Genomic DNA, 26,106 nt, shown 5'->3' on the forward strand with positions numbered 1-26,106 from the left:
GTAACTATTTATAATCAATTGGAGATTTATAATAATTCAGGTGCTATGTGTCCTTCAAAGACTTTTGAAACAGGGCCTGTCATCAGGACAGTGTTGTCTTCCTGCCAGCGGATAAACAGAGGGCCACCATCAAGATCGACCTGTACTTTTTTGTCCGTTAGCCCTCGCCTTGCTGCGGCTACAGCTGCTGCACAGGCTCCTGACCCGCAGGCTGATGTAATGCCGACGCCACGTTCAAAAACGCGCAGACGAATGTGATCGTCACCAATTAAAGAGGCGACACTGATATTTGCCTGCTCTGGGAAGAGCGGATGGTGTTCCAGCCTGGGGCCCAAGGCTTCGAGTTCGATGGCATCGGCGTCTTCAACAAAAAATACAGCGTGTGGGTTCCCCATATTTACGCAAACCGGGTTGCGTAAGGGAGGGAGTTTGATACCGGTATTGAGCGTATCTCTTTCTTCCGAGAGCGGGATATCTTTCCAGTTCAAAAGCGCAGGCCCCATGTTCGCGGTGATCAGACCACTTTCTTCTTTACTAACGTGTAGAAGGCCTGCCAAAGTTTCTACTGTAACTGTATCTTGCTCTGTTTCGTCCATGAGTATGGATGCGATACAACGGGTGGCATTGCCACAGGCGCCAACCTCACTACCGTCTGCATTTTTAATGCGCATAAAGGCGTTGGCGTCAGGGTTTTGGCTTTTTTCAATGATGATAAATTGATCACAGCCAATACCAAAGCGACGATCTGCAATCAATCGTGATTGATCTTCCGTAGGTGTGAATGCTTTTTCCCGTGCATCAATGACGACAAAATCATTGCCAAGGCCATGCATTTTAACAAAGGATCTGCCGCTCATTTTATGTTCTCTTATGACGTTATTTTTTGGTGTTTAATGCCTTAAGGGAATTGAATTCCTTATCTGTTGTAAGGTTAGTGAAAAATTCTTCTATTTAAAAGCCTTTAAGGTACTTATTGGCGAAGCGAGTCTTTTATCAACTTGCTGATTTGTTGATGAAAGAGACTCCAACCAACAGCATGTCAACTTTTACACCGTCTCGGGCAAGCGGAAGAATCAGATCTTCGACTTCAACGATTTCTTTTTTAGGCCCTACATAAGGTGTGTGCGGATAAACTGGTAGAGCGGTTTCAACAGCTTCCTTGCAATTATTCCATATCGTACTTGGTGGTTTTTGATGATGTAGGGCACTCATCCATTGATTTGTCAGGTCGTTTTCAAGGTACGCTGCGATATGAGTGCCAACCAATCTGTACCGGAAATCGAGTGGGGCTGTTTGGACATCAAGTAATACTAAGTGCGGAAGAAAATCAGCCATTTCAGCCGGATCAATGTCATGCCGAGCTGGTAACTTATTTTGAGGCGATTTACTTTGCCAATACTCATATAGCTTTTTTAGAGGTTGTGTTTTTATATTAATTTTTAACATGCCGAATTTGTGCCTGAATCGGATGTGTTTTTATTGTCGTTAGGATATGAAGTCCGCATTCGGGTATTAGAAGCCGTTGTTTTCTTGTTATTTATTTATGGCCTATAATTAGGCGAGACGAATTAAATGACAACTGACGAGTGATTGTATTTCTTACATGAACGACACTTGGCGAGTCGAATGAGATAAAAACGTAACCCCTGACTGTGCTGAGTCGCTGAAAAAGCTTGACCTTCTCGTGCGTTTTTTATAGGTTCCACTCAAATATCTGCAAAAGTTAAGTGCATCAGCTCCAAGGAGCTCCGCCAGTCCGCGAGTATCGCGCACTGGCGTAAATTGCGTTCGGCCTTTGTGATGAGCGTTTTCAACCCTATTGGTTGAATGATTGAGGGAAAGAGGAACAAGTATGTTCGATAGCTTACAGGATCGTCTGGGATCAGTCTTTGACAAGCTGAAGCGCCGTGGTGCATTGAGCGAGGCTGATGTTACAGCTGCTCTGCGCGAAGTGCGTGTTGCTTTGCTTGAAGCTGATGTGGCGCTGCCTGTGGTCAAGGACTTTATCGAAAAGGTAAAGGTTGAAGCTGTCGGTCAGGATGTTCTGAAATCTGTCACACCGGGCCAGATGGTCGTTAAGATCGTCAACGATCATCTCACTGAGATGCTGGGTGCAGATCACGTTGCCCTTAATCTGCAGGTGACACCACCTGCTGTGATCATGATGGTCGGCTTACAAGGCTCTGGTAAAACAACCTCTACCGCTAAAATTTCTAAACGCCTGAGCGAAAAAGAACGCAAGAAAGTCCTGATGGCTTCTCTCGACGTTCGTCGTCCAGCGGCACAAGAACAGTTGGCTGTTCTTGGTGCGCAAATTGGCGTGAGAACCTTGAATATTGTTCCCGGCGAGCAACCTGTGGCTATTGCCAAGCGTGCTGTGCAAACTGGCGCACTTGAAGGTTTCGACGTGGTGATGCTCGATACCGCAGGGCGTCTGGCTATCGACGAAGAGTTGATGGCCGAAGTTGCGAGTGTCCGGGATGCGGCCAAGCCAGCTGAAACTCTGTTGGTTGCAGATGCGATGACTGGTCAGGATGCGGTCAACGTTGCAGATACCTTTAACCAGAAAATCGGGTTAAGCGGTATCGTGATGACCCGTATGGATGGTGATGCCCGTGGTGGTGCAGCCCTGTCCATGCGCGCTGTAACCGGTTGTCCGATCAAATTGATCGGTGTCGGTGAAAAACTTGACGAACTAGAAGATTTCCATCCTTCCCGCGTTGCTTCCCGTATTCTCGGAATGGGCGACGTGGTCTCCTTGGTCGAAAAGGCCGCTGAATCCTTTGAAGAGGACGAAGCAGCCAAACTTGCCGAGAAGATGAAGAAGGGTAAGTTTGATCTGAACGACTTGGCGTCTCAGCTCAAACAAATGCAAAAGATGGGTGGCATGTCGAGCCTGTTGAACATGCTTCCGGGTATGAACTCCGCCCAAATGAAGAAACTGAAAGATGCCAAGATTGACGACAAGATTATCAATCGTCAATTGGCCATCATTTCATCCATGACACCTCATGAACGTGAAAAACCGGAAGTTATCAAAGCAAAGCGGAGAACCCGTATTGCCAATGGTTCCGGGACTTCTGTTCAGGATGTGAACAAGCTTCTAAAGCAACAGCAGGAAGCTGCCCGTATGATGAAGAAGGTCCAGAAAATGGGCAAGAAAGGCATGATGCGGGGTGGGTTGCAAAACCTGATGCCTCCTGGGATGGGGTTCCCTAAATAAGGGACGTCCACGAAAGAGTGCTTCTGAATAAATTGAGTATTAAGTTTAGTGTTTAACAAGAGGAACTGAAATGGCTGTAAAAATTCGCCTGGCCCGTGGCGGCGCCAAAAAACGTCCATACTACCGTATCGTAGTTGCTGACGCTCGCGCTCCACGTGATGGTCGCTTCATCGAAAAGATTGGCGCCTATAACCCAATGGTACCAAAAGATCACCCAGAGCGTCTGATCCTGAACGAAGATCGCGCTAAATACTGGTTGTCTACTGGTGCTCAGCCTACAGATCGCGTTGCGCGGTTCCTGGGCAATCTTGGTCTTGCTGAAAAGCGTGCTGTTCCAGAACAGACCAAGAAAAACCAGATGAAAGCGAAAGCAAAAGAGCGTCTGGAAGAAAAGCGTATGGCTGCGGAAGCGGCTGCTGAAGAAGCTGCTGCAGCTTCTGAAGAAAGCGCAGCTGAGTAATTCAGCGAAGTTAGGATTTCTTAGCTCATGGCTTCAAACCACGAAGATAGAATTTGTGTAGGTGTGATCGCTGGCGCGCACGGAGTGCGTGGTCAGGTCAAGGTCAAAAGCTACACCGAAATTCCTGAAGACGTGGCGGCATATGGACCGGTGACGGATGACGCGGGCAACCGCCTCAAAATTACTGTAACAGGCCAGGCCAAGGGCACTGTTCTTACGCGGATTGAGGGTGTGAAGGGTCGTGATCGCGCCCAGGAAATGCGAGGAACAAAATTGTATGTTAACCGTGATCTTCTACCGAAACTGACAGAAGATGATGAATATTACTATTCTGATCTCGTAGGCCTTAAGGTCGAGAACACTCAGGGAGTGGCTCTTGGTACTGTAAAAGGTGTCTTTGATTTTGGCGCTGGGGATATTCTTGAATTTGTCAGTGATCGTGGACAATCGGAAATGGTCAGCTTTACTGAAAGCTCTGTGCCGGTTGTGGACCTCGAAGGGCAACGTATCGTAGTTGATATGCCCGACGTTGTTCTGGGTCGGGAAGACTAGGGATAAAGATCTGTGATCTGTGTTCCATGTCTTTCAAACCGGGTTGCTCGACAGGATGTTGGATAGCGTGACGGCCAACTGGAAAGCAACAGTACTTTCGCTTCATCCGGAAATGTTTCCGGGCTCTTTGGGATTATCCCTGGCGGGCAAGGCTCTTGAAAAAGGGATCTGGGAGTTGGAAAAGGTGGACATTCGCGATTTTGCGTATGATAAACACCGTACTGTTGATGCGATCCCCTTTGGGGGAGGTGCCGGTTTGGTGGTGCGCCCGGATATTGTTGATGCAGCTTTGGACTCTGTGGCTGGCAATGCTGGCCCGGTTATCTATCTCTCGCCGCGTGGACGGCTTTTGGACCAGGATCTGGTCAAAGAGCTAGCGGCAGGACCCGGGGTAACTCTCTTGTGCGGGCGTTATGAAGGGATTGATCAGCGGGTCTTGGACGCGCGTGAGGTGATAGAGGTTTCGGTTGGTGATTACATCCTGTCCGGTGGCGAACAGGCGGCGTTAATCCTTATGGATGCTGTCATCAGGTTGTTGCCGGGGGTTATGGGGAACAAGGAATCCGCAGACGAAGAATCGTTTGAAACTGGTTTGCTGGAATATCCGCTCTATACGCGACCTGCCGAATGGCAAGATCGCAAGGTGCCAGAGGTTCTATCCTCTGGCCACCATGGAAAGATAAAGCAGTGGCGCCAGGAACAGGCGGAAAAGATTACCAGGGAACGACGCCCGGATTTATGGGAAAAGTACCTGGATAAACGTAACGATACCAAACTGGGCCGATAGGTCCGTTGAAAAGTTAAACGGGTCATTGGCCCCAATAGAATGGTAGAGGATAGAAACATGAATGTAATCGAGAAGCTGGAAGCTGATCAGGTAGCCAAACTTACAGATGGCAAGAACACTCCCGAGTTTGCTGCTGGTGATACCGTCCGCGTAAACGTTAAAGTTGTTGAAGGTACACGTGAGCGTATCCAGGCATTTGAAGGCGTATGTATCGCACGTAAAAATGCTGGTCTGAACTCTTCTTTCACTGTTCGTAAGATTTCTTACGGTGAAGGTGTTGAGCGTGTATTCCCACTGTACAGCCCACGTGTTGATTCAGTTGAGTTGGTTCGCCGCGGTGATGTGCGTCGTGCTAAACTTTACTATCTACGTGGCCGTCGTGGTAAATCTGCACGTATCGCAGAAAAAACAACCGGTGCTGCGGGTAAAGCTGCTGCTGCGGATCGTGCTGAAAAAGCTGCCGTTAAAGCGGTTGGCAAAAAATAAGTTACATGATGGCTTGATGAAGATATTTCTTTGTCGGTCAGGAGTTACAAAAAGGGTGCTGTCGGGCACCCTTTTTGTTTGTTTAAATTTGCAGGAAGGTTCTATGGCTTTCGGAAAAATACGGATTTACTTAAGATCCAGTTGAAGCCGTTGCGACAGCGGGAACAGAGTTTAGACCCCAGTCATAAGTATGATTTTCGATAGAGCGAATCTTCATGAGTTCTTTCTGGCGTTCTTTCGATGCATAGGTGCGCAAATGATCCAATACTGCCGCATCGCTGCCGCCAAAGTCTTCTTTGAACCAGACATAAATACTGGAAACAATTGCTTCGTTATTCTCGCCAATACTCACTGCTCGGGAATGATCAATAAAGCGCCGGGCCGCAGCCGTTAGCTGAGCGTCGTGTTCCACGGCGGTGATAACTTCTTTTGGTAAATCAGGACAGCCTAGGGATGCACAGTTGAGAGCATAATGAATGCGGGGATCCTTCCAGCCCGGACGCAGAATACCGTGTTCAATATCATTGAGGGAGACTTTCTCTCCTTCGATGCGGAGGAGCTTTTTACCCCAGGGACCGGATGCGAAGAGCCCGGGAGAAATATTGATATCTCGGATACTTTCAACAGGCATGTGCTCCAGAATCAGATTTACGGTTGTTGCATTGTAGAGATTAATCCAATAGGCAAGTTGTTGATTTCTGTTGAGGTTGCTGACTTGGATACCCTGCAGATATTTAAGATGTTCTTTGAGTGCCAGTCGATCTTCGAAGCTAACTCTGTGATAGGCTATACGCGCGATGCCGTCATAGTTTTCTTCGCGGTATTTCTGGATGAAGGTAGCCCATTCATTCTGATTGACCGTTTCGGTGCTTTCAGTGTTAAAATCTGCCCAACGAGGAATAAGATTGGAATTTGGGGCAAAAAGCGACTCGAGGGGACTGAAGCCACTGGTGAATACCAGTATTGTTAAGGCCAGGGGCACAGCCAGTTGCCTAGAGAATCTCTGTGTAAAACTGGCCATATAAATAAACTCCCATTTTTACCTAAAAATTAAATGAAAACCTAGTTTGAAACACATTGTCATAAACTTATGTACTTATTATGGGCAAACTGAGGCCATTTGGTGAGTGTTCGTCCAGTAACAATCCTGTGGCATAAATGGTCAATATTCGTGAAAATAGTTGGTAATTATATGTTCTCGCAGCGATTTTTCCTCACAGAGAGCTCACTTTTTTCGTGAAGGGAATAGGGCGTAAAAACAGTGATTTTTTGAAAATTGCACAATTTCGTTCTGTATAAAGTATGTGATTTACAGTCCAAAAGTGAAATTTTCTTATAGAATCGTCATAAAAACAGATTCAATCGTTCTAAAGGACTTTTCGCCGCACTGCGGAAGCGCTATGCTCCGCGCGAAACTAGTAAGAAGACTGCTTGGCCGTTGTCGGAGGTCTAGCCTCGTTGACAGAACCTGTTTATGGCGGGAATAGCCACTTTAAAAATATGCAGTTAAATATACAAGGACGATGTTAGGATGAGTAACCCGCGTACCCTTTTCGAAAAGATTTGGGATAGCCATCTGGTTGACCGTCAGGAAGACGGCACCTGTTTGCTTTATATTGATCGCCATCTGGTACACGAAGTCACAAGCCCGCAGGCGTTTGAAGGACTTCGTATGGCTGGCCGTAAAGTTCGCCGCCCGGAAAACACACTTGCTGTTCCCGATCACAACGTACCAACGTCTGGTCGGGCACAGGGAATCGCTGACGAAGAAAGCCGCATTCAGGTTGAAACGCTTTCCAGTAACTGTGAAGAGTTTGGCGTACAGCTTTTTGGTATGGATGATGTTCGCCAAGGCGTTGTACACATCATCGGCCCAGAGCAGGGCTTTACCCTACCGGGAATGACAATTGTTTGTGGTGATAGCCACACGGCGACGCACGGTGCTTTCGGTTCTCTTGCCTTTGGTATCGGAACATCCGAAGTTGAACACGTTCTGGCGACGCAAACGCTGATCCAAAAACCAGCCAAAACAATGCGTATCACTGTTGAAGGTGATTTATTGCCGGGCGTTACCGCGAAAGACATGGTGCTGCATATCATTGGTGTAATCGGTACTGCGGGTGGTACAGGCTATGTGATCGAATATGCTGGTGAAGCCATGCGCAAGCTTTCCATGGAAGGCCGTATGACGATCTGTAACATGTCAATCGAAGCTGGCGCGCGCGCAGGCCTGATTGCTCCTGATGAAATAACATTCGAATATATCAAAGGCCGCCCAATGGCCCCGAAGGCGGGTAACTGGGAACAGGCTGTTGAATATTGGAAAACACTACCTTCTGACGAAGGTGCGACCTATGACAAGGAAGTTGTCATCAAGGCTGCGGATATCGAGCCACAGGTTACCTGGGGCACATCGCCGGAAGATGTTGTTGGCATTTCAGCGGTTGTTCCTGCGCCATCTGATGGACGTGACGAAAACAAAAAATCTGCAATTGAGCGTTCTCTTGAGTATATGGATCTCAAAGCAGGTCAGGCGATCAAAGATATTGCCATTGATAAAGTCTTTATCGGATCTTGCACCAACGGTCGCATCGAAGATTTACGTGAAGTGGCACGTATCGCAAAAGGCCGTAAGGTTTCCGACAGTGTTTATGCCATGATTGTTCCCGGATCTGGATTGGTTAAAATTCAGGCGGAAGAAGAAGGTCTGGATGAGATCTTTACAGAAGCAGGTTTTGACTGGCGTGAACCCGGTTGTTCCATGTGTCTGGCGATGAATGCTGACCGTCTGTCACCGGGCGAACGCTGTGCGTCCACATCAAACCGTAACTTCGAAGGCCGTCAGGGCCGTGGTGGTCGTACGCATCTGGTAAGCCCGGCTATGGCGGCTGTTGCTGCAATCGCTGGTCACTTCGATGATGTTCGCAAATACGATTAAGCAAAGGAATACAGAGAATGGATAAGTTTACATCACTCACCTCTGTGGCGGCTCCCTTGCCATTGGTGAACATCGATACGGATATGATTATTCCAAAGCAGTTTTTAAAAACTGTGAAGCGCACAGGCCTGAAAGCTGGTTTGTTCTATGAATTACGTACAGATGAAGACGGTAATCCCGTTGATTTCGTTCTGGATGAACCCGCCTATAAAGAAGCGAAAATTCTGGTAACTGGCGACAATTTCGGTTGTGGTTCTTCTCGTGAACATGCGCCGTGGGCCCTTTTGGATCAGGGCATTCGCTGCGTTATTGCGCCAAGCTTTGCGGATATTTTTTATAACAACTGCTTCAAGAACGGTATCTTGCCAATTGCCTTGCCACAGGAAGAGGTGGACAAGTTGATGGATGATGCAAAACGCGGTTCCAATGCTATTGTTTCTGTGGATCTGGTTGCCCAGGAAATTAAAGGCCCGGATGGCGGTACAATCTCTTTTGAGGTTGATGCTCATCGCAAACACTGTTTGTTGAACGGCTTGGATGATATTGGCCAGACTTTTGAAAAGTCCGCGCAGATAGATCAGTTTGAAAATCAGCGTAAAGCGACACAGCCTTGGCTGTAATGATTTGATGAGGGCCATAACTGGCCCTCATTTTTTGTGAAAAGGCACTGGGATATTATTGAAAATATCTCAAAAGGCCTGTGTTTATAGAAAGACTGGCAATCGCCAGTCTTATCTTTGTAAAAATTCGGAAGAAGAAACATGGCATCTAATAAAAATCTATTGATTCTCCCCGGGGATGGAATCGGTCCTGAAGTTATGCGCGAAGTGCGTCGCGTTGTCGATTGGATGGACAAGCGTCGCGCAGTGACATTTGATATCGACGAAGATCTGGTCGGTGGTTCTGCAATTGACAAACACGGTGTTCCCCTGGCTGACGAAACAATGGATAAGGCGATGGAAGCCGATGCCGTGTTATTGGGTGCTGTGGGTGGTCCACAGTGGGATAATCTTGATTTTTCCATCAAGCCTGAACGTGGTCTCCTTCGCCTGCGTAAGGAAATGGAACTCTTTGCCAATTTACGTCCGGCACTTTGTTTTGATGCTTTGGTTGATTCTTCATCCCTAAAGCCAGAACTGGTTTCCGGTTTGGACATTATGATCGTGCGTGAACTTACGGGTGGAGTTTACTTTGGTGAGCCACGCGGGATCGAAGACCTTGGCAATGGTGAGCGTCGCGGTATCAACACGCAAGTTTACACAACATCTGAAATTCGCCGTGTTGCCGAAGTTGCTTTCGATCTGGCTCGCAAGCGCGACAGCCGGGTCTGTTCTGTTGAAAAAGCCAATGTTATGGAATCAGGCCTGTTGTGGCGTGAAGAAGTGACCAAGCTACATGGTGAAGGCTTTGACGATGTTGAACTGTCTCACATGTATGCTGATAACTGTTCAATGCAGTTGGTACGTACGCCAAAACAGTTCGATGTTATTCTGACTGATAATCTTTTTGGTGACATGCTCTCTGATACAGCGGCAATGCTGACTGGGTCACTTGGTATGCTGCCATCTGCATCTTTGGGTGCGACAGACGAAACAGGTCGTCGCAAAGCAATGTACGAGCCTGTACACGGTTCTGCACCGGATATCGCGGGAGAAAACAAAGCCAACCCGCTGGCGACCATTCTCTCCTTTGCCATGAACCTGCGCTATTCTTTCGACATGGGTGATGAAGCTGATCTGATTGAAAACGGCGTAAACAAAGTTCTGGCATCTGGCAAGCGCACAGGTGATATCATGGCTGCTGGGTGTGAAATCGTCTCCACCGAAGGTATGGGCGATGCTCTTCTTCGCGCTTTGGATGAACAGGCTGCTTAAGTTAACAGGAGCGTAAATTTGTTTTTTGGATCTCTTGTTGTACAAACAAGAGAATCTAGAATTTCATTGTTGACCGATGAGATAAAGCTGATTAGGTTTACGCCCGAGTTAAATCCCGAGTGGAATAGAGTTCATGTTTAATAACGTTGTACATATGGCACCGCGCGCTGCACACACTGCGAAGTCTCTTCGTCGTGCGTTCACTGCTGCGCGTCCAGTTGTAACAACTACATGGACTACGATTACCAGCACGCCTGTCAAAACCATGAAGGTTAAGATGGGCGACAGTAGGTAAACCCTCTCGGGAATAAAGGCTGATAAAAGGGCCGTCCCATTGAGGGGCGGCCCTTTTTCTTTAGGGCTTCTGTCACTACTTCTGAGGTGGTGAGGATGAGAAGATTTTTGAAACGGTCCTTTGGACCAGTAACTGAAAGAGCATAGGCTAAAGCCATGGGTCACAAGATTGCAGTAATGGGCGCAACAGGCGCCGTAGGTCGTGAAGTTCTAACAACTTTGTCCGAGCGCGGGTTCGATATCAACAATATCACCGTTCTTGCGTCTAGCCGTTCGACCGGTACCAAAGTTTCTTTCGGTGAAGAAGGTGAACTAACCGTTCAAAACCTTGCTGACTTTGACTTCAATGGCATCGATATTGTGTTGTCATCACCAGGTGGTGCCGTATCTGCAGAATATTCACCAAAAGCGGCTGCGGCGGGTGCTGTTGTAATCGATAACACTTCCTACTTCCGTATGGATCCGGATGTTCCTTTGATTGTGCCTGAAGTTAACCCGGAAGCTTTGGCTGGTTATAAAAAACGTAACATCATTGCCAACCCGAACTGTTCAACTATTCAGATGGTTCACGTACTCAAGCCGTTACACGAGCTAGGCTTGATCAAACGTGTGGTTGTTTCCACATACCAAGCGGTTTCAGGTTCTGGTAAGGATGCCATGGACGAGCTGTTTAATCAGACACGCGGTATTTTTGTGAACGATCCTGTGAAGAAAGAATGCTTCACCAAGCAGATTGCTTTTAACGTTATTCCACACATTGATGTCTTCATGGAAGATGGCTACACTAAAGAAGAGTGGAAGATGATGGTCGAGACCAAAAAGATTCTCGATCCAAAAATCAAGGTAACAGCAACTTGTGTGCGTGTGCCTGTTTTCATTGGTCACTCCGAAGCTGTTTCTATCGAGTTCGAAAAAGAAGTGACTGTTGAGCAGGCTCGTGAAGCGTTGAAGGACACGCCCGGTATTTCCGTAATCGATTATCGTCAGGATGAAGGTTATGTCACTCCGCAAGAAGCGCAGGGCGAAGATCCAACTTTTGTGAGCCGTATTCGTGTTGATCCAACCGTTGAAAACGGTCTGAGTTTGTGGATTGTCGCTGACAATCTACGTAAGGGCGCGGCCCTTAACGCAGTTCAAATTGCTGAACTGCTTATTAAGGATCATCTCAGCTAAGCTGAGGTATTCCTTAATACCTTCTCTGTCGTACTTGCCGGGCTCGGAAATTTATTTCCGAGCCCTTTTTTATGATCACTGGTGCTCGGAAATTTATTTCCGAGCCCTCTTTTTGTGGCCACTGGCGTTCGGAAGTTTATTTCCGAGCCCTCTTTTTGTGGCCACTGGCGTTCGGAAGTTTATTTCCGTGTCTTCTTTTATGGTTATTGGAATTTGTCACTCATAACAGAGCTTGACTCTTATTAGACTTGAGTACAAATTTAGACTGTAGTCTAAATAATGAGTTATTCCTATGGTCAAAAATTCTCGCCCTAAATCCCGTGATTTAATTATGGATGCTATGGAAGGCATCTTGAATCAGCATGGATTCGAGGCCGCTACGGTTGATGTGGTTATTGAAAGGTCCGGTGTAGCTCGGGGAACCTTTTATTATAATTTCCCGAGTAAGAATGCTGTTATCCACGCCTTGGCCCGACGCGCTGCGCAGCCAATGGTGACACGAGCGAGAGAAAGGCTATCAAATGATGCATCGCTATCAGAGATTTTGTCTGATATTGCGTTGGGAATAGCAGACTGGAACCAGCAACATCCAAAGCTGGGGCGCGCTGTTTTAAGTAGCATCTATGACGAGCGCGGTGTACCCGTGCCAACTGATCCCAATAATCCGGAATCTTTTCGCAGCTTTCTTTCCGACGTTTTTTTGATGAGTCAGCAAAAGGGTGAAATTCGCGAAGATATTCCGGCCATGAACTTGTCGTTGATGTTTATTGGCATGCTTTATCAAGGATTGTTTATGTGGTTTGTCCGCCCCGATGCGGCAAATCTTCCTTTGTGGGCACAACAATCAGCCTCGCTTTTTCTGGAGGGAGTTAAGTTATGAGTGGGTATATCCTTACGATGGAAGAAGCCTTTGATCATGGAGCAGATATTGTTGGGGGCAAGAACTGGGGCCTTGCAAGGCTTGATCGCTATGGCTTTAAGATACCCAAAACATTGGCGCTGACGAATGCGCTATATCTGGAACTGATTGAAACAGCTGTGCCGGACAGTCTGTTAAAGGATCTGGTATCCAGACCGGATGATCTGATTTTGATCGAACAGGCACATGAACTTCTTTTAAAGTCTGAATTGCCGGAAGCATTCATTGAAGAGCTAGAGACAAGCCTTTCCATGCATGATTTGCAACACGCGGATCTTGCTGTGCGATCATCTGCTGTTGGAGAAGATGGTGTTTCAGCATCCTTTGCCGGGCAACATCAATCAATTCTTTCCGTGAGGGGAATTGATGCGCTGATTCTTGCGATTAAACAGTGCTTTGCTTCTTTGTGGACCCCTGCGGCTGTGGCTTATCGCACCCGTATGGGCTTTGATGTTCTGGATGTTACGATGGCGATTACACTCTGTAAAATGATTGGAGGGCGCACAGAAACCACCGCTGGTGTGGCCTTTACTGTCGATCCGGTTACAGGGCGGCGCGACATTATGGTTGTCGAGGCTGTCACAGGATTGGCTGATGCACTGGTCAATGGTCAAGTTCAGGGATGCCGCTATGAAATCACCCGGCAACATTTGACGGCATCTGCTGTCCAAAATGGTCCTTTGAGTGATCGACAATTAGAGTTACTGGCTGAACAGCTCTCCCGCCTTCACTGGACCATGGGGGATGGGGATACAGCCTATGATACAGAGTGGGTTTTTGAGGGGAATGATCTGTACTTTGTTCAGGCTCGCCCCGTAACAGCAACACCGCATTTGACGCTACCGAGGCTTGCCTCTGATCCTGTTATCTGGAGCAACGCCAACTTCAAGGAAGTTCTTGCTGAAATACCTTGTCCGATGAGCTGGAGCGTTATTGAAACAGCAATTCCTGAAATGTTGTACATGATCCCGAATTGTACAGGGTATCAAGTTCCATCGGGGCTTCATACCATCAAGCGTATTAAAGGGCGGTGCTATGCCAATCTGTCAGAATTACAATGGCTTTGGTATGACGGTTATGGACAAAATCCAGATGATTCCAATAGAAATCTAGGTGGTCATCAACCTGCTATCGCTTTGCCGGAACAGGAAGGTTTGTTTGTAAAATTAAAACGTATCTGGCGCGGAATACGAGTCATGTTGCTCTTAAGTGGTGCAGATAAAAAGCTGGAAGAAGCAAGTGCAGCCATTTTTGAAAGGGTTCGATCTTTTCGTAAACATGATTTGACGGAGTGGAAAAAAGAGGATCTGACCGATAATCTGTGGCGCTGGATGGCTGATACAGAAGCTTTCATGCCTGATTTTGCAAAAGGCGCCAATTACTGTGGTATCAAGCTTTTCCTCTTTGAACAGCAGGTCAGTAAGCTGAAATCTGAAGCAGATCGTAAGCTTGCCTACGCTTTGTTGAGCGGAGGTGGGCAGATGGATAGTGCTGAACACGCTATTTCTCTGCGTGCAATTGCCGAGATGGCCGAGAATGATCCCAAGGCTAAGGATATACTGGAAAGCAACGATTTGCCCATCGAGGTTGGGGATGGTGCTTTTGAAACTGCTTTGCGGGACTATCTGGATCTTTATGGGCATCGCGGTGTTGGTGAATTGGATATGCGATATCCACGTTGGAGCGAGTCACCCCGATTTTTGTTTGAGCAAATCAAGTTTCTTATGAATCAAGGGAAAAATGTTTCAAAGAGATCCACTGTTGATAGTGATTTGAAGCAGATGCTGGATGCTTTGCCTGCGAGGCAGTGTAGAGCTTTAATGGGGGCTGCAAAACAAGCCCGTGCAGGTATGGCGTTACGAGAACGGGTTAAATCAGCGATTGTTGCCCTTATGGAACCAGCCCGGCGGTTGGTTATGGAAAAGGGGCGCCGGATGGCCCGAGATGGAAGTATTCAGGCGGCAGATGACTTATGCTGGATTACTTTTCAGGAATTTTCGGCTCTAATCGAAGGAACATGGAACGGTAAAGGGCTTTGCGAGTTGATTGAAATTCGACGTCAGAAGCATGACCAGTGGGCTAAAGAAACCGTTGCAAATGTCTATATCGAAGAACCCGGGCAAAAGCCTGTTCAGCAAGTTACTGAGCGGTTGGCTGGGACTGAGTTAGTAGGGTTTGGTGCCTTCCCGGGACAGTACCAAGGCATAGCCAGAGTGCTGAGTTCACCTGATAAAGGGCAAGGAATGATGCAAGGAGATATTATGGTTGCTCCCTTTACGGATCCGTCCTGGACACCATTGTTTTTAAGGGCAGGAGCACTTGTCATGGAAATTGGGGGCACAATGTCCCATGGTGTTATTGTTGCGCGTGAACTTGGACTTCCAACCGTGGTCAATATTCCCGGTGCCTTGGAGTGGGTGCAGGATGGGGAGTTGCTAGAGGTTGACGGAAGTTTGGGGCGCATAACCAAAAAGGCAGCGTAGATCTGTCAGATATAAACACACCAAAATATAGACGCAGTTATGAAAATCGGATCCATGATTTGGTCAAGAGGGGCCAAAATGCTGTAAGTACTCTGTTGTTGTTATGCCGAGATTACGCAGAAAACTTCTGCGCATTTTTTGAAGATCGCCAAAGCCACATAAGCTTGCGACCTGTTTCATTGAAATGCCTTTGGCCAGAAGAACTCTGGCCTGATTAAGCCGGGTCAGTTCAACAAACTGGACAGGGGAAGAGCCTAACGCTTGATTGAAGTGGCGATCAAGTGTGCGTGGTGTCATGTTTGCTTCTTTTGATAACTCAGATAGTGTCCAGTTTCTACTGAGATCGGTGCTAATTTTATCGACAAGCTTTAGAAGGTTTGGTTCAAGACGCTTTTGTGCTTCGAGAAGATCAGAAAACTGCTTTTGTCCACCATTTCTGCGGAGGTAAACAACGAGCTCCTGGGCTACATCGAGTGAGTTTAATGTGCCATGGTCTTCTTCAATAATTGCCATTGCCAGATCAATGCCGGTTGAAACACCCGCAGAGGTATAGATTTGATCTGATTTTGTGTAGATGGTGTTGAGTTGCCAATTTACATTGGGAAAGCGTTCTTTTACAATCTGTTCCCGGGACCAGTGGGTTGTGGCTTCACGGCCGTCCAGAACACCTGAAGCCGCTAGAATAAGAGCACCTGAACAGATGGAAATGAGTCGACGATCTTTGTTGTGGGCGTGAAACCCCTTAAGCATATGCTGTAAAGTTCTGTTTTCAAGAAGCTGATCGACACCAATACCGCCCGGGATTAACAGATCTGAATGGAGATGTAGATCGGTTATTTTACCGTGGGGCATGATTTTCATCCCGCAGGATGTGCGAATTGATTCGCCGTCAAGGGAAAGAAAGCGGTGTGTGTAACGCGGTGTATTATCTGTTGCGCTATCTGATCTCCTGTGTGTGTTTGCACGTGCTGTCTTTTCTGGCGTAGAGGCGCTATGAAAAGCTTGCACAGGGCCGCTTATATCTAGAATATTTGCATTATCAAAAATCAGAACACCGATTTCACGGCCCATTTTTTCTGGTTTCAGCGTTTTCTTTGCTCTCAATACTGCGCTCCTGTTTTTCCTGTCAATATGGCTTGTTTTATAGTTATTGGCAATATTTGATGTTAAAGTGTCATTTTTGACATTAGGTGTATGAAATACAGTACGTCTTGTGAATGAGAATATTTGGATTAATCCGGGTTAGGAATACCAATAACAGGAGTGCCGATAATAGTATGAGCGATAGTATAAACATGCCGGATCAAACACAGCGATTGAATTTTTCGTTAATACTTCTTGGTAATGCGGTGCTTGGAACGCCAATGCCCATGTTGATTATCCTGGGTGGGCTGGCAGGGGCCATGCTGGCACCTTCGGGTGAACTGGCAATTCTCCCGGTTTCGGTGCAGATGATGGCGGGTATGTTAACGGCGGCACCGATGTCTGTCTTCATGGGAAAATATGGACGAAAGCTTGGGTTCTTGTTAGGGGCTACGGTTGCTGCATCAGGAGGAGCTCTGGGTGTCTATAGTCTGTTCTACGAAAATTTCTATACTTTGTGTCTGGCTCATGCCGCTATGGGAAGTGCGTTGGTTTGTTTCGGTTATTTCAGGTTTGCTGCTGCAGAGGTTGTTTCTGAAGCCTGGCGCCCAAAAGCCATTTCTTTCACTCTAGGCTCTGGCCTGGTTGCGGCATTGATCGGGCCAGAGGTTTTTATCTACAGTAAAGATATTTTCTCTCCGATCCCCTTTGCAGGTGCCTATGGGGCGATCACAGCATTGTCTGTTATCGGGAGTCTTCCAATCCTTGCGTTGAGATTGGTGGTAACGGATAGTTCTGGACAGTCGGATAGGGATGAAAAAGTGACGTCGGTTGGTGAAATTGTTCGGCGTCCTGCTGTCTTTACTGCCATTCTCTGTGCGGCGATCTCATTTGGTGTCATGGTTTTGTTGATGGCACCGACGCCCCTCGCCATGGTGGGGTGTGGCTTTACTGATGTACAGGCTGGCGATGTAATCCGCTGGCATGTTATTGCCATGTTTGCACCGAGCTTCTTTACTGGAAGCTTAATTTCCCGATTTGGTTCCGGGAAAATTATTTCCTGTGGTTTGCTGATGCTGTGTTTATCGTCCGTGATAGCGATGGCAGGCATAGAGCTTACAAATTTTTATCTTTCGTTGATTTTATTGGGATTGGGGTGGAATTTTGGGTTTATCGGAGCAACGAATATGCTCAATGAAAACCTGAACGCGGGTGAAAGATCTGTTGTCCAAGGGGCAAATGATACCCTTATTGCCCTTGTCTCTACCCTGGCATCGTTTGGATCTGGGATTCTGATTTCCAGCTTCAGCTGGACGGTGGTGGCAGTAACAGCCTTGCCGCTTGTTCTGGTTGCTTTTGCCGGGCTTATCTTTTTGCGCCAGCATGCCCGACCCGCTGCATGAACAGTAAATTGGTAGTGATGTTTAGTGGTATCGCCTCCGTTGGTCTGGGTGAGTGTTGATGCATGGGAAATAAAAAGTCTTGTTTGTCGATCAGTTTGGTGGAAGTATGCAATAAATGCTGCGGTGCACAATAAATTGTTGCGAAGATCAAAATGACGGCAAGACAAGACAGAGGAGCTAAAGATGGTAACGGCACAAAGACCAAGAAGATCTGTTCTTTACATGCCTGGTTCGAAAGCTAGGGCCTTGGAAAAAGCGCGAAGTCTTTTGGCGGATGCGCTGATCTTTGATCTGGAAGACGCTGTTACTGATGATAAAAAGATCGAAGCTCGACAAATGGTCGTTGAGGCTTTGCAACAAGGAGGATATGGCAAGCGCGAAATCATTGTTCGCGTGAATGGGCTGGATACAGAATGGGGTCTTGAGGATATCAAGGCGATCTCTGGAACAACAGCTGATGCAATCTTGCTTCCCAAAGTCGAAAATGAAAGGCAAGTGCATAATCTTGTCGACTTGATGAACAAGTCGGGTGCGCCGGAAAGTATGTCTGTCATGTGTATGATGGAAACTCCTTTGGGTATGCTCAATGCCAAAGAGATTGCGGCTTCATCCGAACGAATTTCCTGCCTTGTAATGGGGACGTCTGATCTGGTTAAGGATTTGCAAGCCCGACATACACGAGAACGCTTGCCCGTGATTACATCGTTGGGGTTATGTTTATTGGCAGCCAGAGCTTATGGCATCGGTATTGTCGATGGAGTTTGTCTTGACCTTAACAATGATGATGCCTTTGCAGAAGTCTGTGTTCAGGGGGTAGCTCTGGGCTTCGATGGGAAAACGCTGATTCACCCCAAAACGATCTCTGTTGCAAACAATACCTTTGGGCCTTCTAAAGAGGCAGTGGAAAAAGCGAGATCCATTGTTACGGCTTTCGAGGAAGCAAAAAAGCAAGGGCAGGGTGTTGTCGTGCTGGATGGCCGTCTGATTGAAAACCTCCATGCTGATGAGGCCCGCAGATTGATCGCCTATTCAGATGCGGTCATCGCGTTGGAACAGAGCGCGTAATAAGAGAATAGGGGAAAAGGTCATGGGTATTAAAGATCATACAAAAAATAAAACCCGGGAAGGGAATTTCTTCGAAGATTTTTATCCCGGTATGGTGCTTACGCATGCAACCCCAAGAACTATATCTTCTGGCGATCAAGCTCTTTACACGGCCCTTTACGGTTCCAGATTTGCCTTTTCTTCTTCTGATGAGTTTGCGCGATCCCTTGGCTTTAATCGCGCACCGATAGATGACTTTCTTGCATTTCATATTGTCTTTGGAAAGACTGTTGCTGATATCTCATTAAATGCTGTGGCTAATCTTGGGTATGCAGAAGGTGTTTTCGGGGTGCCATTGTATCCGGGGGATACAGTCTCGACGGTTAGCGAGGTTGTTGGAGTAAAAGAAAACTCCAACGGGAAAACGGGTGTTGTTTATGTTCGCTCGACTGGATGTAATCAACGCGGGGAAATGGCGCTTGAGTACGTGCGCTGGGTTATGGTGCGAAAGCGTGAAGTCGGCTCTCCTGCCCCGGAAGTTATTGTGCCTGATTTGAGCAAGGGTGTTACCGCAGATTCTTTGTCCATTCCTGACGAGCTTAATTTGGCAGAGTATGACTATACCTTGTCTGGTTCAGCTTACAGATGGGGCGATTATAATGTTGGCGAACGCATTGCTCATGTTGATGGCATGACCATCGAAGAGGCCGAGCACCAAATGGCGACCCGACTCTATCAGAACACCGCGAAGGTTCATTTTAACCAGCATACAGAATCTCAAGGACGCTTTGGGCGGCGCTTGATCTATGGAGGGCATGTCATCTCAATCGCGCGTGCCTTGTCTTTTAATGGTATGGAGAACGCGTTCAAAGTAGCTGCGATTAACGGGGGAACTCATGTTGCCCCGACGTTTGCAGAAGACACGATTTATGCCTGGAGTGAAGTTCTGGAGAAAATTGAACTTTCCGGGCGCGATGATGTCGGGGCCTTAAGAGTCCGCTTGGTTGCGGCCAAAAATAACAATTGTGAAGACTTCCCCTTAAAGAACAGTGAGGGGAGGTACCAAGACGATGTTATTCTGGATTTTGATTACACAGTCCTGATGCCTATGTGAAAAAATAGCTCCAATAGCGGGTAATTGTCAGTATTTGCTCGGATACGTGCTAATGTATCGATGCAATAAATATTAAGTTTATTCAATGCTGTTGTCTTAATCTGCTCCTTTGCATGAATAAAGTTCAACACTTCTGTCCTTCGTGTTGATTTTTTGTAAGAGGAAAGTGATTTTTTATTTCAGTATTTCTTCTTTTATATGTGATTGTGCGATGCAGCATTGCTGCGTATGAAAGTCTTAAGGTGATGTTAATAAGTAAAAGTCACAATTATTATCACTGGAAATTACTTGTTTGCTGTCAGGTCGTTCTTTAGCAATTTTCAGTCGCCTTGCATTGACTAATGCTGCATTGCGGTTTAACGTCGTCAAATCTTTGGGTTCTGCTAAATATAAGGCGCGCGAAGTTGAAAAGTGGAGCCAGTGCGCAATATCGGGAAAGAAAATATGTCCAGGGGTAACAGACCTCTTTCACCTCATTTGCAGGTGTATCGTCCTCAATTAACTTCCGTACTTTCTATTCTATTCCGCATCATGGGCGTTGCCACATCTGTGGGTTCCATCGTTCTGATCTGGTGGCTTGCTGCGGCAGCAAGCGGCGCGGAATATTTTGAACTGGTACAATCCTTCTTGGGATCCTGGTTCGGCCGATTGCTTCTTTTCGGTTGGACTTTAGCCCTCGTTTTCCATCTTTGTAACGGCATTCGCCATCTCTACTGGGATGCGGGTAAAGGCCTTGAGCTTGAGACCGCCTATGCATCTGGTAAGGCTGTGATTGTGTCCACAGTTATTATCACCTTGGGGCTTTGGGGCCTCGCCTATGTAGTGGGAGGAGCTTGATATGTCGCTTCGTACGCCTTTGGGACGTGCTCGTGGATTAGGGTCAGCAAAAGAAGGCTCTTCACATTGGTGGTCACAACGCTTGACCAGTTTGGCACTTGTTCCTCTCGTGCTGTGGTTTGTTTTTTCGGTTGCGCTGATGACCGGGGCTGACCATGTGCAGTTTCTGGAATGGGTGCAATCGCCTGTGGTTGCTGGATTGTTAATTCTTTTGATTTCTGTTGGTCTTTTGCATTCTCAACAGGGAATGCAGGTGGTGATAGAAGACTATGTACATGGAGAGGCCAGTAAAGTTCTTTCCCTGTTCCTGAGTCTGTCGGTCCATGTTGTTCTGGGTCTGACGGGTATTCTTTCAATTTTGATGATTCTATTCAGGGGCTAGGAAATAAACGATGAACACTGCTCCATCAAACAAAGCATATGAGTTTATCGACCACACTTATGATGTGGTCGTTGTCGGGGCCGGTGGCGCAGGTTTGCGTGCGACGCTGGGTTTGGCAGAAGCAGGTTTGAAAACGGCCTGTATTACCAAAGTTTTTCCAACCCGTAGTCACACTGTTGCTGCTCAAGGGGGCATTTCTGCTTCTTTGGGGAATATGGGGGAAGATGATTGGCGCTGGCACATGTACGATACCGTTAAGGGATCTGACTGGCTGGGTGATCAGGATTCAATTGAGTACATGGTGCGTGAAGCTGTTCCGGCGATTGTTGAGCTTGAACATTACGGGATGCCATTTAGTCGTACGGAAGAGGGTAAGATTTATCAGCGTCCTTTCGGTGGTATGACAACCCGATTTGGCGAAGGTATTGCGCAACGTACTTGTGCAGCTGCTGACCGTACAGGCCACGCGATGTTGCATACGCTCTATCAACAGAGCCTGCGACGTCACGCTGAGTTCTTTATTGAATACTTTGCCATTGATCTGATCATGGAAAATGGCGAATGTCGGGGTGTTGTGGCGTGGAATCTTGATGATGGTACGATCCACCGCTTCCGTGCGCAGAAAGTTATCTTAGCGACTGGTGGCTATGGCCGTGCGTATTTCTCCTGTACCGGGGCTCATACCTGTACAGGTGATGGTAACGGTATGGCGTTACGTGCTGGCCTTGATTGTCAGGATATGGAATTTGTTCAATTCCACCCAACTGGAATCTATGGCGCAGGGTGCCTGATTACCGAGGGTGTTCGCGGAGAAGGTGGGTATCTGACCAATTCTGAAGGCGAGCGTTTTATGGAGCGCTATGCCCCGAGTGCCAAAGACCTTGCATCCCGTGATGTTGTTAGTCGTGCCATGACAATGGAAATTCGCGATGGTCGCGGTGTCGGATCGGGCAATGATCATATTCACTTGCACATTGAACATCTGGATCCCGATCTTATTGCTGAGCGTCTGCCGGGTATTGCTGAATCAGCAAGTATTTTTGCCGGTGTTGATGTTTCAAAAGAACCTATTCCAGTGATCCCGACCTGTCACTACAACATGGGCGGTGTCCCTTGTAAGTACACAGGCGATGTTGTGACCAGTAAAAACGGTGATCCGAATACAGAGGTTCCCGGTTTGATGGCTATTGGTGAAGCTGCTTGTGTTTCTGTACACGGGGCAAACCGTCTAGGGTCAAACTCTCTGCTTGATTTAGTCGTCTTTGGTCGTGGTGCTGCGCTTCACTGTATCGAAACGCTAAAACCAGGTGCTTCACAAGCACCGCTTCCTGCCGATGCTGGGGATAACTCTCTCGCGCGTTTGGATAAGGCACGTTATGCCAAAGGTTCAATGAAGACATCAGAAGTTCGTTTGGAAATGCAAAAAGCAATGCAGAACCATGCGGCCGTGTTCAGAACTGGTGAAAGTTTGAAGCAGGGTATTGATCTTCTCGGATCAATCTGGAGTAAACGTGACGATATCAACGTTACTGATCGCTCTTTGATCTGGAACTCTGATCTGGTCGAGACTTTAGAGCTTGATAATCTGATGTATCAGTCACGCGTCACCATGGCTGGTGCCGCAAATCGTGAGGAAAGCCGTGGCGCGCAAGCCCGCGAAGATTTCCCGGATCGCGATGATGAGAAATGGATGAAACACACGCTAGCCAAGTGTGATGAAGACGGGAATGTTACTTTTGATTACCGCCCGGTTAATCTGGAGCCGTTAACTGATGAAGTGCAATCCTTCCCACCAAAAGCCCGCGTTTATTAAGTGGCTAAAGGGAAAGCGTCTAGGAGAAAATAACAATGGTAGAATTTGCACTTCCAGCTAATTCAAAAATAAATAAGAGCGGGAAAAAACACCCTGCTCCGGCTGGGGCAACAAAGACCAAAACCTTCCGCGTTTATCGCTGGGACCCTGATAGCGGGGAAACACCACGTGAAGATGTTTACGAAGTGGACATGGATAACTGTGGTCCAATGGTCTTGGATGCCTTGATCAAAATTAAAAACGAGATTGATCCAAGCCTGACCTTCCGGCGTTCCTGTCGTGAAGGGGTTTGTGGATCCTGTGCTATGAATATTGATGGCACGAATACATTGGCTTGTACCAAATTCTGCAGTGATGTGGATGAAGGAGATGAAGTTAAAATCTATCCTTTGCCACATATGCCTGTGGTCAAGGATCTGGTTCCTGATCTCAATCAGGTTTATGCGCAATATGCATCAATCGAGCCTTGGCTGAAAACCACGACGGCAGCCCCTGAAAGAGAGCGCCTACAAAGCCCGGAAGACCGTAAGAAATTGGATGGTCTCTGGGAATGTATCCTTTGTTTTAGCTGTTCAACTTCCTGCCCGAGTTATTGGTGGAATGGCGATCGCTATCTCGGCCCGGCTGTTTTGCTTCAGGCCTACCGCTTTATTGCCGATTCTCGTGATGAAGAAACCGGGTCGCGTCTGGATAATCTGGAAGATCCGTTCAGGCTTTTCCGGTGTCATACAATCATGAACTGCACGAAAACCTGTCCGAAAGGGTTAAATCCTGCCAAAGCGATTGCAGAAATCAAAAAACTGATGGTTGAAAGAAAAGTTTAATTATCAGTCAGGTTATTGATAAGATGACGAAAAGGCTGGCAGTTTTTCCAGCCTTTTTCTATGCAAATTTTGTCGCATTTACTTCCTGTTAGTTTTCATTACTAATACTGCTAGTATATAAAAGTAAATGTTTAAGTTTTAGGATAATCTCCGCAAATTCTGGGTGGTTGATAAGAGAGATACTTCTGTAAAGCGAGTATGGGGTTAGGAGCCTGGTCATTAGATGCTGGATTTGACTGCCGAAATTATTCGCGCAGCCGTTCTGATCATTCTTGTTGTGGTAGTTATTTGGCGTCGCCCGACCCAGGACCTAACTTTTCAGGGATGGAATTACATAACGGCGGGCTTCATTTTCTTGGCTTTTGGCAGCCTGCTGGATGTCACGGATAATTTCCTTCAACTGGATAAATTTCTGATTGTTGACGATATACCTGTTCAAGCGATACTCGAAAAGTTGGTAGGTTATTTAGGGGGAACACTTTTTCTCTTTGTTGGTGCTATTAAAGTAGCCACCAGTTTTAAAAAACTTAGCGAACAGGTTGAATGCTTTGAATCCGCAGAGCGGACAGTAGAACGCCACAATGATTTTCTCCAAACGCTGTTGGATGCAATGCCAGCACAGATCTTCTTTAAGGATCATGAAGGTAAATATTTAGGGTGCAACAAGCTCTTTTTGAAAAATATTGAACTGGAACTGGATGAGATCGTTGGGAAAACGTCACATGAACTTTTTCCTAAGGATCTGGCAGACTCTTTCATTGAAGATGACGTCAAGGCAATAAAGTCTGGTGTTACAGATGAAAAGGTGGCTGTCTTCACCCGCCCAGATGGTTCGCACATGCATATTCTAATGCACAAGGCTCGCTTTAATAATCCAGATGGCAGCTTTGCCGGGTTAATTGGCATAAGTGTCGATATTTCCGAACGGATAAAGGCAGAAGAGGATCTCCGTATCAGTGAAGAACGCCTTCGTAGATTATCGGAACTCTCTAACGAAGGGATTATTATTCATTCAGAAAAGGGAATGTCTGATTGTAATGATGCAGCCATGCGTATGTTTGGTTATGAATATGAAGAAATGATAACACTTAGGGCGCCCGAACTCATTGCACCGGAATCACTTGATAGGGTAATGGATGCAATACGTGCGAAAAAAACAGGTGGTTACGAAGCTATTGGTGTTCGTAAAGATGGCTCTCGGTTTGAGATAGGGATTATAGCGAAGGACAGCGTTCTTCACGGGGAGAATAACAGAATAACCTTCATTCGTGACATCTCTGCGCAAAAGGAAGTCGAGGGGCGTTTGCGTAAGTTGTCAAAGGCAATAGAACAAAACCCGGCTGTCATCCAAATTACAGACCCTCAAGGTGTTGTTGAATATGTGAATCCTAAATTTACTGACGTTACTGGCTATGAGCCGGACGAAATTATCGGCCGAACACCAAGCGTATTGAAGTCAGGGCATACTTCGGAACAAGAATACAGAGAGCTTTGGGAAACGATTTCGAACGGTAATGTCTGGACTGGTGTGTTTAAGAACAAGCACAAAAATGGTGATTTTTTCTGGGAACGTGCTTCTATTTCCAGTGTTGTGAATGATTTGGGTGAGATCACAAATTATGTAGCGACAAAAGAAGATATTACCAAGCAACGTATGGCTGAAGCTCAGTTAATGCAGGCAAAAGAAAGTGCCGAGGTTGCCAACAGGGCAAAATCAGAGTTTTTAGCTAATATGAGCCATGAACTCCGGACACCCTTGAACGCCATTATTGGTTTTTCCGAGTTGATGGAGCGAGAGGTTTTTGGACCTCTGGGGTCCGAGCGCTATCACGAATACCTGTCTGATATTCGCAATAGCGGTGATCATCTTTTGAAGCTAATTAGCGATATACTGGATCTATCCAAGATTGAAGCTGGCGAGTTTTCTCTAAATGAAGAAAATATTGATCTTCAGAGTTTGATTAACTCGTCTATCACAATTATCCGCCCAAGGTTGGATAGTGGGGATTTGGATCTGGAAATTTCATCAACATCTTCTCTGCCGAACGTCTATGCGGATGAGCGGGGCATAAAGCAGATACTGATCAACCTTTTGTCCAATGCAGTGAAATTTACCCCCTCAGGCGGTAAAATACGTATTGAAGGGGGGCTTGATAAAGATAATATCTTTATCAAGGTTGTTGATACCGGTATTGGTATTCCAAAAGAGAAGTTGGAAGATGTCATGAACCCTTTCACTCAAGTCGATGCTGCGATGACACGGCAGGTTCAGGGTACAGGTCTGGGGCTTTCAATTTCTCAAAAGCTTTGTCAGTTACATGAAGGTAGCCTCCAGCTTTCCAGTGAAGAAGGTAAAGGAACCGTTGCGTCTGTCATTTTACCCGCGAGCCGAATTGTTCAGTAGTTTGCAAAATTTA

Annotated in this window: 24 protein-coding genes; 20 read left to right on the plus strand and 4 right to left on the minus strand. The window is 46.8% G+C overall.

The window, feature by feature from the left end; translation table 11 throughout:
- Positions 1-26 precede the first annotated feature (26 nt).
- Both dapF and D9A03_RS02815 read right to left on the minus strand, forming a co-directional pair.
- Positions 27-857: a diaminopimelate epimerase gene (dapF, locus tag D9A03_RS02810; protein ID WP_120495731.1), complete on the minus strand. Its 831-nt coding sequence runs from the start codon at positions 855-857 to the stop codon at positions 27-29.
- 136 nt (positions 858-993) lie between these two features.
- The gene (locus tag D9A03_RS02815) at positions 994-1,446 is read right to left on the minus strand and encodes a PAS domain-containing protein (RefSeq protein WP_120495732.1); all 453 of its coding nucleotides are present in this window, start codon (positions 1,444-1,446) and stop codon (positions 994-996) included.
- A gap of 406 nt (positions 1,447-1,852) precedes the next feature.
- On the opposite strand from D9A03_RS02815, the gene ffh reads away from it, so the two are divergent.
- From ffh to rplS, 5 genes are all read left to right on the plus strand, one after another.
- Positions 1,853-3,223, plus strand: a complete 1,371-nt coding sequence (gene ffh / locus D9A03_RS02820) for a signal recognition particle protein (protein ID WP_120495733.1) — start codon at positions 1,853-1,855, stop codon at positions 3,221-3,223.
- A 70-nt stretch (positions 3,224-3,293) separates the two neighbouring features.
- Positions 3,294-3,683, plus strand: coding sequence for a 30S ribosomal protein S16 (gene rpsP, locus D9A03_RS02825; protein ID WP_046506346.1), 390 nt, complete (start codon positions 3,294-3,296; stop codon positions 3,681-3,683).
- A gap of 27 nt (positions 3,684-3,710) precedes the next feature.
- Positions 3,711-4,235 carry a ribosome maturation factor RimM gene (gene rimM / locus D9A03_RS02830; RefSeq protein ID WP_120495734.1) on the plus strand — a complete coding sequence of 175 codons (525 nt, stop codon included), beginning with the start codon at positions 3,711-3,713 and terminating at the stop codon, positions 4,233-4,235.
- A gap of 55 nt (positions 4,236-4,290) precedes the next feature.
- Entirely contained in the window at positions 4,291-5,022 is a 732-nt protein-coding gene (gene trmD / locus D9A03_RS02835) for a tRNA (guanosine(37)-N1)-methyltransferase TrmD (protein WP_120495735.1), read from the plus strand.
- 57 nt (positions 5,023-5,079) lie between these two features.
- Positions 5,080-5,508: a 50S ribosomal protein L19 gene (gene rplS / locus D9A03_RS02840; RefSeq protein ID WP_120495736.1), complete on the plus strand. Its 429-nt coding sequence runs from the start codon at positions 5,080-5,082 to the stop codon at positions 5,506-5,508.
- A 130-nt stretch (positions 5,509-5,638) separates the two neighbouring features.
- On the opposite strand, the gene D9A03_RS02845 is transcribed toward rplS, so the two are convergent.
- Entirely contained in the window at positions 5,639-6,529 is an 891-nt protein-coding gene (locus D9A03_RS02845; RefSeq protein WP_120495737.1) for a DUF547 domain-containing protein, read from the minus strand.
- Between the two features lie 510 nt (positions 6,530-7,039).
- Here D9A03_RS02845 and leuC point away from each other — a divergent pair.
- From leuC to D9A03_RS02875, 7 genes are all read left to right on the plus strand, one after another.
- Entirely contained in the window at positions 7,040-8,446 is a 1,407-nt protein-coding gene (leuC, locus tag D9A03_RS02850; protein ID WP_120495738.1) for a 3-isopropylmalate dehydratase large subunit, read from the plus strand.
- A gap of 17 nt (positions 8,447-8,463) precedes the next feature.
- Complete coding sequence (leuD, locus tag D9A03_RS02855; RefSeq protein WP_120495739.1) at positions 8,464-9,066, plus strand: 3-isopropylmalate dehydratase small subunit; 603 nt, start codon at positions 8,464-8,466, stop codon at positions 9,064-9,066.
- A 141-nt stretch (positions 9,067-9,207) separates the two neighbouring features.
- Positions 9,208-10,320, plus strand: coding sequence for a 3-isopropylmalate dehydrogenase (gene leuB, locus D9A03_RS02860; protein ID WP_120495740.1), 1,113 nt, complete (start codon positions 9,208-9,210; stop codon positions 10,318-10,320).
- Between the two features lie 133 nt (positions 10,321-10,453).
- The gene (locus D9A03_RS19720) at positions 10,454-10,615 is read left to right on the plus strand and encodes a hypothetical protein (protein WP_162937950.1); all 162 of its coding nucleotides are present in this window, start codon (positions 10,454-10,456) and stop codon (positions 10,613-10,615) included.
- Positions 10,616-10,770: 155 nt separating this feature from the next.
- A complete protein-coding gene (locus D9A03_RS02865; protein ID WP_120495741.1) occupies positions 10,771-11,787 on the plus strand; it encodes an aspartate-semialdehyde dehydrogenase in 1,017 nt (338 codons plus the stop codon).
- A 292-nt stretch (positions 11,788-12,079) separates the two neighbouring features.
- The gene (locus D9A03_RS02870) at positions 12,080-12,667 is read left to right on the plus strand and encodes a TetR/AcrR family transcriptional regulator (protein WP_120495742.1); all 588 of its coding nucleotides are present in this window, start codon (positions 12,080-12,082) and stop codon (positions 12,665-12,667) included.
- Positions 12,664-15,189 carry a PEP/pyruvate-binding domain-containing protein gene (locus D9A03_RS02875; RefSeq protein ID WP_120495743.1) on the plus strand — a complete coding sequence of 842 codons (2,526 nt, stop codon included), beginning with the start codon at positions 12,664-12,666 and terminating at the stop codon, positions 15,187-15,189. Before D9A03_RS02870 ends, D9A03_RS02875 begins: the two co-directional genes overlap by 4 nt.
- A gap of 63 nt (positions 15,190-15,252) precedes the next feature.
- Here the strand turns inward: D9A03_RS02875 and D9A03_RS02880 are convergent, their stop codons facing one another.
- Positions 15,253-16,293, minus strand: a complete 1,041-nt coding sequence (locus D9A03_RS02880) for a GlxA family transcriptional regulator (protein ID WP_120495744.1) — start codon at positions 16,291-16,293, stop codon at positions 15,253-15,255.
- A 173-nt stretch (positions 16,294-16,466) separates the two neighbouring features.
- On the opposite strand from D9A03_RS02880, the gene D9A03_RS02885 reads away from it, so the two are divergent.
- The 8 genes from D9A03_RS02885 (at position 16,467) to D9A03_RS02920 (ending at position 26,093) form a co-directional block, all read left to right on the plus strand.
- Positions 16,467-17,675: an MFS transporter gene (locus tag D9A03_RS02885; RefSeq protein WP_120495745.1), complete on the plus strand. Its 1,209-nt coding sequence runs from the start codon at positions 16,467-16,469 to the stop codon at positions 17,673-17,675.
- Positions 17,676-17,858: 183 nt separating this feature from the next.
- Positions 17,859-18,740, plus strand: a complete 882-nt coding sequence (locus D9A03_RS02890) for a CoA ester lyase (protein WP_120495746.1) — start codon at positions 17,859-17,861, stop codon at positions 18,738-18,740.
- A gap of 22 nt (positions 18,741-18,762) precedes the next feature.
- Positions 18,763-19,833 carry a MaoC family dehydratase gene (locus tag D9A03_RS02895; protein ID WP_120495747.1) on the plus strand — a complete coding sequence of 357 codons (1,071 nt, stop codon included), beginning with the start codon at positions 18,763-18,765 and terminating at the stop codon, positions 19,831-19,833.
- 444 nt (positions 19,834-20,277) lie between these two features.
- On the plus strand, positions 20,278-20,670 hold the full coding sequence (gene sdhC / locus D9A03_RS02900; RefSeq protein ID WP_162937951.1) for a succinate dehydrogenase, cytochrome b556 subunit: 393 nt from the start codon (positions 20,278-20,280) through the stop codon (positions 20,668-20,670).
- 1 nt (position 20,671) lies between these two features.
- Positions 20,672-21,052, plus strand: a complete 381-nt coding sequence (gene sdhD, locus D9A03_RS02905; RefSeq protein ID WP_120495749.1) for a succinate dehydrogenase, hydrophobic membrane anchor protein — start codon at positions 20,672-20,674, stop codon at positions 21,050-21,052.
- Positions 21,053-21,062: 10 nt separating this feature from the next.
- The gene (gene sdhA / locus D9A03_RS02910; RefSeq protein WP_120495750.1) at positions 21,063-22,865 is read left to right on the plus strand and encodes a succinate dehydrogenase flavoprotein subunit; all 1,803 of its coding nucleotides are present in this window, start codon (positions 21,063-21,065) and stop codon (positions 22,863-22,865) included.
- 35 nt (positions 22,866-22,900) lie between these two features.
- Complete coding sequence (locus D9A03_RS02915) at positions 22,901-23,689, plus strand: succinate dehydrogenase iron-sulfur subunit (protein WP_120495751.1); 789 nt, start codon at positions 22,901-22,903, stop codon at positions 23,687-23,689.
- A 223-nt stretch (positions 23,690-23,912) separates the two neighbouring features.
- Entirely contained in the window at positions 23,913-26,093 is a 2,181-nt protein-coding gene (locus tag D9A03_RS02920) for a PAS domain S-box protein (RefSeq protein ID WP_120495752.1), read from the plus strand.
- The last annotated feature ends 13 nt before the right edge of the window (positions 26,094-26,106 follow it).

Source organism: Kiloniella sp. EL199 (assembly GCF_900313065.1).
Lineage (GTDB): Bacteria > Pseudomonadota > Alphaproteobacteria > Kiloniellales > Kiloniellaceae > Kiloniella.